9 protein-coding genes are annotated in these 12,134 nt (G+C 35.5%); 3 read left to right on the top strand and 6 right to left on the bottom strand.

All coding sequences use genetic code 11. The features are described from left to right. Window positions 1-185: 185 nt before the first annotated feature. The 4 genes from G3A47_RS13115 to G3A47_RS13100 form a co-directional block, all read right to left on the bottom strand. A complete protein-coding gene (locus G3A47_RS13115; protein ID WP_166923012.1) occupies window positions 186-785 on the bottom strand; it encodes a GNAT family N-acetyltransferase in 600 nt (199 codons plus the stop codon). 346 nt (window positions 786-1,131) lie between these two features. Further along, the gene (locus tag G3A47_RS13110; RefSeq protein ID WP_208328366.1) at window positions 1,132-2,463 is read right to left on the bottom strand and encodes a lysine N(6)-hydroxylase/L-ornithine N(5)-oxygenase family protein; all 1,332 of its coding nucleotides are present in this window, start codon (window positions 2,461-2,463) and stop codon (window positions 1,132-1,134) included. Window positions 2,464-2,471: 8 nt separating this feature from the next. Beyond that, window positions 2,472-4,004 (bottom strand): pyridoxal phosphate-dependent decarboxylase family protein, encoded by a 1,533-nt coding sequence (locus tag G3A47_RS13105; protein ID WP_166923009.1) that lies wholly within the window; start codon window positions 4,002-4,004, stop codon window positions 2,472-2,474. Window positions 4,005-4,177: 173 nt separating this feature from the next. Next, a complete protein-coding gene (locus G3A47_RS13100) occupies window positions 4,178-4,804 on the bottom strand; it encodes a response regulator transcription factor (RefSeq protein WP_166923007.1) in 627 nt (208 codons plus the stop codon). 302 nt (window positions 4,805-5,106) lie between these two features. Here G3A47_RS13100 and G3A47_RS13095 point away from each other — a divergent pair, with 302 nt between their 5' ends. The 3 genes from G3A47_RS13095 to G3A47_RS13085 all read left to right on the top strand — a co-directional run bounded on the left by G3A47_RS13095 (window position 5,107) and on the right by G3A47_RS13085 (window position 8,678). After that, window positions 5,107-6,210, top strand: coding sequence for a PepSY-associated TM helix domain-containing protein (locus G3A47_RS13095; protein ID WP_166923005.1), 1,104 nt, complete (start codon window positions 5,107-5,109; stop codon window positions 6,208-6,210). Between the two features lie 767 nt (window positions 6,211-6,977). Next, complete coding sequence (locus tag G3A47_RS13090; protein WP_166923003.1) at window positions 6,978-7,574, top strand: hypothetical protein; 597 nt, start codon at window positions 6,978-6,980, stop codon at window positions 7,572-7,574. A gap of 501 nt (window positions 7,575-8,075) precedes the next feature. Continuing rightward, the gene (locus tag G3A47_RS13085; RefSeq protein WP_166923001.1) at window positions 8,076-8,678 is read left to right on the top strand and encodes a hypothetical protein; all 603 of its coding nucleotides are present in this window, start codon (window positions 8,076-8,078) and stop codon (window positions 8,676-8,678) included. A gap of 99 nt (window positions 8,679-8,777) precedes the next feature. Here G3A47_RS13085 and G3A47_RS13080 read toward each other — a convergent pair whose 3' ends face one another. Both G3A47_RS13080 and G3A47_RS13075 read right to left on the bottom strand, forming a co-directional pair. Next, a complete protein-coding gene (locus G3A47_RS13080) occupies window positions 8,778-10,790 on the bottom strand; it encodes a glucosidase family protein (protein WP_166922999.1) in 2,013 nt (670 codons plus the stop codon). A 20-nt stretch (window positions 10,791-10,810) separates the two neighbouring features. Beyond that, window positions 10,811-12,034, bottom strand: a complete 1,224-nt coding sequence (locus tag G3A47_RS13075; RefSeq protein ID WP_166922997.1) for a glycoside hydrolase family 27 protein — start codon at window positions 12,032-12,034, stop codon at window positions 10,811-10,813. Between the last annotated feature and the right edge of the window lie 100 nt (window positions 12,035-12,134).

Here is a 12,134-nt window from a genome sequence, read left to right as displayed (position 1 = left end):
TAAGTTATAGCTTAAACTGAGTCTAAAACTTTGCGCTTTTGCGACTTTGCGTGAGAATCTATCCGCAAGAACAAAAAAATCCCTTTAATCTGTGCAATCTGTGGTTATTTTATTCACCACAAATTTTAGAGATTAAAAGGATTTATTATAGTTTTCCGGCGATGCAAAGCCGTAACTGCCTTATTTTAGATGGCCTGTAAAGCTTTGTAATAATCTTCACGAGTACAAAACTCGAGATGTGCTTTTTTATGAGGCAGATCAAGTATTGTTTGGAACACAAAGCCCGCTTTTCTGTTCAGTGCATGAATTTTATGATTACGCGCATCCGGTTCTACAACAACACGTTGGCTGGAGGCATCGCAAAAAATAAAGTCCAATATTACGGTAAAGATCGACCAGGTAAATTTGTTTACCGGTATTTCTAAAGGTGCTACTAAAATGTGCATGCCTCTATCCCCTTTCTCTACTTTATAATAGTCTCCAATACTATCTGTCTCGGGGTTGTAACATTCTAATAAAAAGGAAACATCCCCGTTAAAAATGCCCATATAAACATCCGTTTTTTCAAGGATTTCGCGGTACGAATCACGTACCTGTTCTAAAGAGAATCCATTCATTCCCCAGTACACCGCATATTCGCGATTTACCCAATCATGCAGCAAAGGCATATCAGCTTCCAAATCTATCGGACGAAGCTCAAAAACACCTGTCCCGGGAATTGTTTTGACAAAAACAATATCGGTAACAGCTTTATTTTCAGTATAAATTATTTTATCAGTACTCATTTGTTGTGGAATTAGGCTAACCCGTCGGAGCATTTATTTTTTAACACATAGAAACATAGTTTTTAAAACGAAAAAAGGCGTTTCACTTATTTAAAATCATCATAGTCCACCTATTTGATAGAAATCTGTTTCTTTTTTTATGCTCATTTTTACAAGTGAAACCTATCTTTCTATGTGTCAAGTATAATTTTGCTATCCGAATGAAACGAATTGACAAAGTAAATGCACTCAACGGCTTAAGTTATTATTTTATTAAACAGTAGTATTGGATTTTGCAATTCCCTTTGAATTTGTGTCAAAGCAATTAAAATTCCCATACTTTAAATCTACTTTTATGGTCTTGAAATTAAGCGATTTCTTCAAAAACGCCGGACTCTACCAGCTCCGATGCTCCAACTCCAAATTCCTGAAAAGCGATCTTCGTTTCTACTGCATAATGCTCAACCCCTGTCATTTCTCTGATAATATAAGAGTTACGGTAACAAACCATTCCTAAATCGGGAGTCACAAATCCGTGCGTATGCAATTCTGCATTCTGAACAAAAATTTCTCCTCCGTTTTTATCGATACTGTAATTTCTGTTGGCATCATAACGCCCTTTATCGTCCCATTGGATTCTGGAGGTTATTCCTTCTATAAAACGAGGCATTTTATAACCATATCCTGTCGCCAGAACCAATGCACCAGTTACATGACGGTATTTCTTATCCTGCTCAACCTGATGCAATTCCAGTTCAAAAGATTCGTTGTTTTCGTCATAATCTGCTTTGATACAGGCGGCATTTGTTCTCAAATTCACGTCGATATCTGCAATAACTTTTTTGGCATAAATGGTGTCAAAAATAGTTTCGATTAAATCTTTGTTGATTCCTTTGTAAAGCAGCTTCTGATCTTTTAGCAGGTAATCTCTTTTCTCTGCCGGAAGACTATAAAAATAATCTACATATTCCGGAGAAGTCATTTCCAACGTCAATTTACTGTAATCCATTGGGAAGAAACGGGACGAACGTGTAATCCAGTTAAGCTGGTATCCGTAAACATCTATTTCCTGCAATAAATCATTAAATACTTCGGCAGCACTTTGTCCGCTTCCTAAAACGGTAATCGCCTTTTGTTTTTGTAAGGCTTCTTTACTTTGCACATAAGCCGATGAATGAATTGCTTTTCCTCTCAGTGATTCACATGATTTAGGAATATGTGGTGCAGTCCCAGTTCCTAAAACAAGTTTTTTAGTTTTATAAAAAGTGACGGTGTCCGTTTTAGTGCAAACTGTTTGCACCAAATAAACAGAAAGATTTTCATCATATTCAATTGCTGAAACTTCCGTATTAAAAAATACATTTGGCAATTTTTTAATCGCCCATTGGCAATACTGATTGTATTCGTTTCTTAACAGTAAAAAGTTTTCACGAATATAGAACGAGTACATTTTCCCCTGCTCTTTAATATAATTCAAAAAACTAAATGGGCTAGTCGGATCAGCAAGAGTTACTAAATCTGCCAGAAAAGGAATCTGAAGTGTGGTGTCCTGCAAAAGCATCCCCGGATGCCAGTTAAACGATTCATTTTTATCAAAAAACAAACCATCCAGATTTTCAATTGGTGCCGTAAGGCAAGCCAGGCTCAGATTAAAAGGTCCAACACCAACAGCTATAAAGTCATATATTTTATTTTCCATAAGGGGTATTAATTTATCAATGTATATTCCTGACCGTGAGAAACGATTAAAGCAATGATTTCTTCAATATCGGTCGGGGTTGTAAGCGGGTTTAATAAGGTAAATTTCAAGAATACTTCGTTGTAGACTTTTGTACTTGTAATAATGGCTTTTCCTTCGTTAAAAATAGCCTTGCGGATGTAGCTGTTTAAACCGCAATACGATCCTTCGTCCGTTTTCCAAGGCGTGTAACGGAATACAACTGTGCTGATTTCCGGCTGATGAATCACCTCAAAATCATCTCTGTTTCTCATTAAGTTCGCTGTAAAAAGAGCATTGTCGATAGCTTTTTCCATGTAGGTACTTAATCCTTCAGTTCCAATTATTCTCAAGGTAAACCACAATTTCAAGGCATCAAATCTACGGGTAGTCTGTATTGATTTTTTAACCATGTTTGGAATCCCTTCTTCTTCCTGTTCTTTAGAGTTCAGGTAATCTGCGTGGTATTTTATATAATCTACATAAGATTTGTCTCTCATGAAAAAACCACTTGAACTTACCGGCTGGTAAAAAGTTTTGTGATAATCGATCGTAACCGAATCTGAAAGCTCAATTCCCGTCAGTTTGTTTTTATGTTTTTCGCTAATTAATAATCCGCCACCATAGGCAGCATCAACGTGAAACCATAATTTATTCTCTTTTGATATGGCTGCAATTTCAGTTAAAGGATCAATTGAACCAAAGTCTGTAGTTCCCGCAGTACCAACAATAGCGATTGGAATATTTCCAAGATCTTTCTGCTGCTGAATTACCTTTTTAAGTGCCTGGGCATTCATTCTAAAATCAGTGTCAACCGCTACAGGAACAACAGCATTCTGTCCTAATCCTAATAAACTTAAATTCTTTTTTAAACTAAAGTGACTTACTTCAGAACATAAGACTTTGAATTTTGAAGCATCAGCAGGAAGTCCATCCATTTTAGGATCCATATTGTAATGCTTTTTTACATAATGGTCTCTTGCCAAAAGCAGTCCCATTAAATTCGACTGCGTTCCTCCACTTGTAAAAATTCCATCGGCTCTTTCCGGGTAACCCAGTTTTTCTATGGTCCATTCTATCAGTTTCAGTTCGATAAAAGTTCCTCCTGTACTTTGGTCCCAGGTATCCATTGACGAATTTAAAGAAGATATAAAAGCTTCTGCGACCAATGTAGGGGTTAAAATCGGACAATTTAAATGCGCTATATATTTTGGATCGTGAAAATGAATACAATCATTCAGATAAATATCTTTAAGTTCGTCTAAAACATATTCTAAACTTTTTCCCTGATCATTGTCTTCAAGTGCTATTGCATCTATCTTTTCTTTAATTGTTGCTATACTTGTACCTGTAAAAGGTGTGTCTCTGCTCTCTAAATGATTTGCAATTAATTTAATCGCTTTTTTCATGCTCTTTTTGTAAAGAGAAATGGCTTTTTTATTATTAGAAAAAATATGTTTGTCATGGTTCTTTTCTAATACCTTTTTTAACTGAATTGTTCTTATTTGCTGTCTTGCTTCCATTGGTTTGTTTTATTTAGATTCATTCTAAAGAATAGTTTTTAGCAAAAGTATAGCCCATGAAAAATAAAGTCAATACTATACCAATAGTAAATAAAACTACACAAAGAAGGTACGAAGTCTACTACATTTGTAGTACGAAATAAGTACTAAAATTTTTATAATTAAGATTAAAATTATATAATTTTTCTGTCAATAGCATATAAAATAAGCTCTGGGGTGGTATGCCTCCCTGTTTTTTTCATAATATTTTTCCGATGTGTTCTAAAGGTGTGAATACTGATAAAAAGGTCAGAAGCGATACTTTTTCCATCATTACCCCTTGCAATCTGCTTTAAGATTTCAGACTCTCTAAAGGTTAATTTCTCTTTCACATCAGAGGTCGGTACAACGAGCACATCAACCAGTGCGTTTAAAGTTTTTGGACAGAGGTAACGCTCCCCATTTTCGATCTTATATAAAGCATCAAAAATCGTTTGTTCATGACAATCTTTAGAAATAAATCCATTAACATCGTCTTGTAAGAAACTTTTTATTGTTTGTTTATTTTTAAAGTAGGATAAAATAATGATCTTGCACTTCGGGAATTTGGTACGCAACTGTCTGAAATCATCTTCGTAAAATAAAAAGATGTTATTGGGATCTATGATCAAACACTCCACTGTATTTTTATCCAAATAACTAAACATCAATTCTTTAGAACTAACCACCGTTAAACTAGCTTTTTTAACTAGCTTTTTTAAGGTATGCCTCAATCCGATTATATGTAGGTTTTCAGAATCAGCAATCAGAAAATTTTTCATTTGTGATATTTATTTAGAATTGGTCTAAACAAAAATAATAAATAATTTTTATATAACTGTATTAAATTATTTGCACATATGTTAAAAAAAGAAAGAAACTAAGCACAAAATAAAACCTACTCCAATTAAACAAATTATAGTTATGATAAAAGATACTCTTCCCCACTTTCTACTGTTCACTGCCTGTAACTAATCTAAATAAACATTAAATTTGCGCACAAAACTGTACTAACCTAATAAAGATGTTAAAGTGAAGAATTGAAAGATTCAATTGATACACTATATCTTCCAAGCAAAAATGCATGAATAAAAAACTAAAAAAAAACATTGGCTGGTTGCACCTGTGGCTGGGTCTTGGCTCCGGGCTTATCGTATTTATTGTTGCATTAACGGGTAGTTTACTTGTTTTTGAAAAAGAAATAGATCAGTTCCTAAACCCTGAATTTTATACCGTTAGTACTACTGGGGCTTCTAAAAAGACATTGGATTATTGTACGGATGTTTTAGAAAAAGAGTATTCGATAAAAAAGATAAGCCGTATTAGTACCTATAATGATCCATTGCGCACCATTGTGATTGTAGGAAAAAACAAAGACAAAGAAGTCCAAATTTTTTCTATGGATCCCTACACAGGAAAAGTGCTTGGAACTGTACTGCAAAAAAAGAGGTTTTATTCTATTGTTTTATCCCTACATCGACAATTACTGCTTGATGATGTTGGAGAAATTATTACAGGGGTTTCTTGTCTGATTTTTGTTTTCATGCTGATTTCCGGTCTTGTACTTTGGTGGCCTAAAAAAATAAAAAATCTAAAACAACGATTGACCGTTAAATGGAGTGCTTCTTTTAAAAGAGTGAACTGGGACTTTCACTCTACTTTTGGTTTTTACAGTTTTCTATTCCTTCTGATTATTGCATTGACAGGGTTAACATGGTCTTTTAAATGGTTCGAAAGCGGTATGTATTTTCTAGCTGACGGTACAATAAAAAAAGCTTCTCCAAAAGTAGAAAACCCAACTAAGATTGATCCTAAGCTGGATCAGACTACCTTTTATCAAAACCTATATCGAAAAACTGACAGTATTTTTCCATACAAAGGAAATATTCAGATCAGAATGCCGGCCGATACCATAAACAGCATATTGGTATTGAAAGAGCATGTTGATATCAGTATTCCTAATCAGTCCAGTGCTGTCTATTTTGATAAATATACGGGTGAAAATATTGAAATAAGACCCTACGAGTCTTTTAGTAACGGAGACCGCTTAAAACGTCTTATGTATCCTATTCACACGGGAAGTATTTATGGGTATCCAACTAAGATAATTGCATTTCTAGTAACTCTTTTTGCTCTGACATTACCTATTTCGGGTTTAATTATCTGGTTAGGGAGGAAGAAAAAATAGGTTCTTTTACCAGACAAAGTCTGAACTAAGAGCCTGAAAACCTAAAGTATCTTTGACCTTTTATTATTCTGAATGTGCATAATGAATTCCTTTGCGGAGTTTCTTGTGCGATTCCTCATTCTTCGGAATTGTAAAGGACGCTCGATATGTCATTTCGACTTTAGGAGACCCGAGCGATAGCGAATAGACGAAGTAAATCACACCAGTAATTCGACAAAGATTGGCGACATACTGTGTGGAGTTTCGAGTGTGATTCCTCATTCTTCGGAATGACAAAAATGGCGTTTATATGTTTTGTGAAATATAGCACTTAAACTCTAAAACCTCACAACCCATAACTCATAACTCACATCTCACCCCACTCAATTCTGCGGTTAAACTGAACTTCAAAACAAAATATAAAACTTCAATTATGTTTGAGTTTTTTAATATCAGTTTCTAAACAACTAAAAAATAAAAGGGAACAAAAAATGGTGGGTAAAATACTTTTCTTCTCATATGCATTTACGTATAAAAATTTTCTCTTTCAAAAAAATTAAGTATAGGTTTTTACTGTTTTGCTTAATTTATTGCTCCTCAAATTACAAACAGATAGGAAATATAATTTATTCGAATCGAAACAAGATTTGAGCAGTTGACTATTAAAACCTTCTCTTTTAAAGCATATTGTATTTCAGATATAAACTATGGTTCTTCATTTATAAATTACCCACTAGTTTTCTTATTTATGAATCCTAACTATGTTTTATTAATTTAAAATAAATCAAATGAAAACAATTCTTTATTTAACAATTTTAATTGTGACAGCAGGATCAATTAAAGCCCAAAATTTTAAAAATGAATTTCATGTGGGATACAGTGACGGATTTACTCTTTCAATGTTTGACATGATTGGAAGTAAGCTTCCATCAAGCCTTCTATTGGGCGGTATTACAGGAGAAAAAGTAAAATCAACATCCGAATCTTCTTTCGGGTTAATAGAGGCCGGCTACAAATATCAAATCACTAAGAAAATTAAATTGGGGCTTACTATTGCATACCAAAGATACAGTGCAAAACTAATTACAGAAAAAACATCAGAATTTATAAAGCAAGAATCTAATTATACCCTATTCCTGCCTAATTTCAATTATTCTTATATCAAAACACCACTACTCGACTTTTACGGATCTGCTAGTGCCGGAGTACTGCTTTCAATCGACAAATATACCCATTACAAGAAGTCAGCACCAACCAACCAAGTAGATTTTGCCTGGCAGATTAGCCCTTTAGGATTGCGTGTCGGGAAAAGAATAGGTGGTTTTGTCGAAGCTGGCTTTGGATTAAAAGGTTTTGTAACCGTAGGTGCTAATTGTACCTTTTAAACAAATTAAGCATGATTTATCATTTCCAATAAAGAAGCGTACTATTTTTATATTCTGCAAATAGTAAAACAACAAATGGTTTGGACATTGTTCAAACCATTTGTTGTTTTTAAGCTACAATGCTTGCTGTTACTTCTCAAATTTGACGGGAATAAAATCTCTTTCCTTAATTTGTGTCTCCGATCAAACTTTTTTCGAGCCGGAAGCTTTGATTTTTATTCCTTTATCCAATCGCGTAACCGTGATATCAAAATCTTGTTCGAAGGCATATATCTTTCGCAAACTTATCGTTGTGTACAATTTAAGTAAACACGAAACAAACCGAACCTACTAAAGCTATAGATCAACTGTCTCTATCTATTCAACTCTTTCTCTGTATGACGACAAAGTCCATAATAAACACATCTATACATTACAACCATACAATTATAAAATCTTGAATAACTAATCTAATTATTCCCATTTAATTTAATCCCTATAACCTTAAATAAATTTAAATAAATGAAAACAATTCTTTGTACAGTAATTCTGTTTCTCGCAGTAGAATCAAGTAAAGCTCAGGATTTCAAAAGTCAAATTCATGTGGGACATAGTGATGGATATGTTCTTAAAAAAGGAAGTTCATTATCAAAAGTTCTATCTTCAAAGTTTATAAGCAACTTTGCGGAAGAAAAAGTAAAATCGACCTCCAGTTCTACCTTTGGGATGGTAGAGGCTGGTTATAAGTATCAAATCAAAGAGAAATTTAAACTCGGAATTGATTTTGCCTACCAAAGTTACAGCGCAACGTTGCTTACAGAAAAAACATCGAGATCTATAAAACAAAAGTGTGATTTCATTGTATTTCTACCCAATTTAAGTTACAACTATGGAAAAGCAGGATTATTCGAGTTGTACGGCTCTGTTGGTGTCGGTGCAAGATTAACAAATGAAAAACTAACAGAAAAAGCAATCCAAAAGTCAGCAACAGACAATAGAATAGATTTAGCCTGGCACGCAATCCCTATTGGATTTAGACGAGAAGGAAAAAGAATAGGTGGCTATTGCGAAGCCGGTTTTGGAGTCAAAGGTTTTGTGACCGGAGGTGTTTATTATAAAATTTAAATACCCTTAGCATTTTTTTTAAGTCACAAACGTAAAATAATAAAGGGTCTGGACAAAATGTTCAAACCCTTTATTATTTTAAAGTCACAATACTTACCGTTATTTCTCGAATTTTATAGGAATAGCATCTCCTTCTTTAACTACTTTCTCCAACCAAACTTTTTTCGGACCGGAAACTTTGACTTTTATTCCTTTATTCACTCGCGTTACCGTGATATCAAACTCTTGTTCGAAAGCATGTATCTTTCGCAAACTCATCGTTGACCAGGATTTAGGAAGACGCGGAATAAAATCAAAACTGTTTAATCCAACCGGACGAATGCCAAATAATCCTTCTGTAAAAACCCTGCAATATAAGCCGCTTTCTGCCGAAAGATGACGTTGGTTTCCTTCGGGATAAGCCTCTACCGGATAAGGGACATGGTCTCCCAGTAGACGCCTTTGAGAATAATAATGTAAAAAATCGATTGCTTTATCGGTTTCACCTGCTGCCAAAACACCTCTTAAGGCGTACAATGTTGATCGATCCCAAAATGTTTTGTCTCCGGCTGCGCTGGCAAGCCCGTCAGGAGTCCATAATTTAGGAGAAAACAGTGCGTCTATGGTTCCTTTCTTACGCTCAAAAATACCCATGGTCAGCGGTGTACAGATCCAGGCCCTCAAAATCTTATTTTCTTTGTAATATTTATAGGTTTGAAACCCTTCGACTTCAGCACCAAAGTACTTCTCAATCGCTTTTTTCAAATCTTCCGACTGACGTTTATACTCTTGCAATTGCCTGCTGTTTTTCCCTAAACTTTGTCCCAAATAAACCGCCGAATTTAAAGCATCATAATATAAAGACGATGTATTCAGATTCGCTTTTCCGGCAGGAAATCGACCTTCTAATTCATCAGAATCCGAATTTACAACCCCATCTGAATTTAATTTTAAACGACAATATTCTAAACACCATTCGATTAAAGGCCACAATTGCTCAGCCTCCTTGACGTTTCCTGTGCTAAGTGCATAACGTCCGGCGCCGTACGCAATCATAGCAGCATCGCCACGATCACCTGCACCATCCCAAATGTCTGTTCCCTCTGCCACAATCGAACTTGGAATCGGTTTGTACTCTTTATTCATAAATTTAGCAAAAAGCAAATAGGCATTCAAAGAAGCTTTATTTCCATAATCATATCCCAGATATGGAAAAAAAGGACCAATATACTCAGCCTGATCATTTGCCCATATGGCCGCATAGTAAGATTCTCCGCCGGGGCCGTGCATTGGCCCTCCTTTTGTTTCAAAAATACTTTCGGCCGCTCTCAATTTTGCAAATTCAAATTCGGTATTCAATATCGGATCAGGAGTTTCTAATATTAATTTACCCGCCAATTGACGAACCAGTTCTAAACGATTCCTGAGTTCGGCTTCAATGTCTAATTCCGCTACCGTCTCATTTTTTTTCCCCGCACTATAAAAAACAGAGAAACTGATTGTGTCATTGGGTTGCAGTTTAAAAGTGCCGTCATTAAAGATACTTGCTGTTACTGTATAACTGCCTTCTGTTCCTTTACTCGCGTCTGAGGTATACTCAAAATGACTCTTTGGAATTTCTACTTCGCAACTTTCTTTTCCTGTATTCCTGATAGTATACTTTTCGCAATACACAGGCAAAGCGGTTGACGGGAAATAACGACGGGTTAATTCCAACGAATGATCTGCTTTACTTTTTACCAATAAAGTACCGTCGATGCTCACAGATTCTACTTTTTCGTTGGCGATTGGTTTCTGGTTCACCAGAACAAACCGCATCGCATCCTGAGCAAATTGACGCGTAAAACTGGCATGGGTATTGTTCGGAATCGTTCTTAACATAGGCCATACTAAACTACGGCTGCTATTAAAAGAGCCGTCGGCTCCCACTCCATAGCGGATTACGGCTGAGATTTTTCTACCACTCATTTCAATATGATCATGGTGTGGAATTTTATCTTTTATCTGCCACGTAATTGATCCGTTTTGCTCAATTCCCCATCGGCTATTCTCTTGCGAAAACGACTTGGAGGTTACTGCAACTAAAATAACAGCAAAAAAGATTCTTCGGCTATTACTGAATAAATTCTTCATTAAATTGATTTTAAATTTTATTAAAGAGCACTTTTACTTAATCGATACATAAGCACACCGTGAGGTTCTATGGTTGCTTTGAGCTCTTTGGCTGTGGTCCCGGCATTTTTCTTGCTCCAAAGATCTAAAAGGTTATAAGTACTATTTTTATCCAACGTATAAGCAAAAATATCATCTGTAATTTTTTCTTTGCTCCAGTCAAAACTAATGGTCTTCGCCTGAATATTGCGGTTTACAAAACATACTGCCCAATCCCCATTTTTGAGAGGTTTGAACCAAACTTGTAATCCGTCTTTGTCCAGATATCTGAATCCCTGAATCCCTAACGGATCCTGATTGACTGCTAAAATCTCCTTATTGGTTAGTATTTCTATTGTTTCCTTACTCATTTTTCTAACATCATTACCCGCGATTAATGGAGATGCCATGATGCTCCAAAGCGAGAAATGTGCTTTGTCTTCATTATAAGTCATTCCATTACCAACTTCCAGCATATCAGGATCGTTCCAGTGACCCGGTCCTGAATACTTACGAAGATTAGACTGTAAATCTGCAATGTGCATCACACTTAGTGAATTCCAGGTTCCTTCATCGTGAACGGAATCAAAAATTTGATAAATATCTTCCGTCGTTCTCCACAACTGTCCTACTCCTTTTCCCCATTCCCAAGGTTTATTTACCCCCCATTCGCAAATACTGAATACAATTGGTCTTCCGGTTTTTTGCAAGGCATCGCTCATAGTGGTATAAGCTTCTTTGGCATTTATACCTGCTGTATTACACCAATCGTATTTTAAGAAATCAATATCCCAGGCAGCATAGTTTCTTGCATCCTGATATTCGTAACCGCGTGTTCCCGGATATTTTTGACAAGTCAAAGTTCCTGCACAATTGTACATCCCAAATTTTAATCCCTTGGAGTGTACATAATCGGCAACAAACTTCATTCCGCGTGGGAACTTTTTAGGATCCGGAACTAAATTTCCCTGACTATCTCTTTCCATAGCCATCCAGCCGTCATCTAAAACCAAATAGACATATCCGGCATCGCGCATTCCCGTAGAAACAAGGGCATCTGCCGTTTCCATTATCATTTTCTCATCGATATTGGTATGAAAGGTATTCCAACTGTTCCATCCCATTGGTGGTGTTAATGCCAAATCTTCGACTTTTTGTGCGTGTAATTGTGTACCGCAAAATGCAATACTGATAAGAGCCAGTTTTATTGTTCTAAAATTCTTCATTTTTTTGTTTGTGTTTGCTTTATAAATAATTAAAAAACAAACCCAACTTTTTATTTCTAAAAAGCGGGTTTGTACCAGAATTGACATTATGCTTTTATGC

The sequence above is a fragment of the Flavobacterium poyangense genome (assembly GCF_011751075.1).
GTDB lineage: Bacteria > Bacteroidota > Bacteroidia > Flavobacteriales > Flavobacteriaceae > Flavobacterium > Flavobacterium poyangense.
The sequence above is the reverse complement of the archived record's forward strand: the minus strand, read 5'-3'. Positions and strand labels throughout refer to the sequence as shown.

Coding starts and splice junctions, on each gene's coding strand:
- G3A47_RS13110 (WP_208328366.1), bottom strand. CDS start 2,463: ATGGAAAATAAAATATATGACTTTATAGCTGTTGGTGTTGGACCTTTT.
- G3A47_RS13085 (WP_166923001.1), top strand. CDS start 8,076: ATGAAAACAATTCTTTGTACAGTAATTCTGTTTCTCGCAGTAGAATCA.
- G3A47_RS13095 (WP_166923005.1), top strand. CDS start 5,107: ATGAATAAAAAACTAAAAAAAAACATTGGCTGGTTGCACCTGTGGCTG.
- G3A47_RS13100 (WP_166923007.1), bottom strand. CDS start 4,804: ATGAAAAATTTTCTGATTGCTGATTCTGAAAACCTACATATAATCGGA.
- G3A47_RS13115 (WP_166923012.1), bottom strand. CDS start 785: ATGAGTACTGATAAAATAATTTATACTGAAAATAAAGCTGTTACCGAT.
- G3A47_RS13075 (WP_166922997.1), bottom strand. CDS start 12,034: ATGAAGAATTTTAGAACAATAAAACTGGCTCTTATCAGTATTGCATTT.
- G3A47_RS13105 (WP_166923009.1), bottom strand. CDS start 4,004: ATGGAAGCAAGACAGCAAATAAGAACAATTCAGTTAAAAAAGGTATTA.
- G3A47_RS13090 (WP_166923003.1), top strand. CDS start 6,978: ATGAAAACAATTCTTTATTTAACAATTTTAATTGTGACAGCAGGATCA.
- G3A47_RS13080 (WP_166922999.1), bottom strand. CDS start 10,790: ATGAAGAATTTATTCAGTAATAGCCGAAGAATCTTTTTTGCTGTTATT.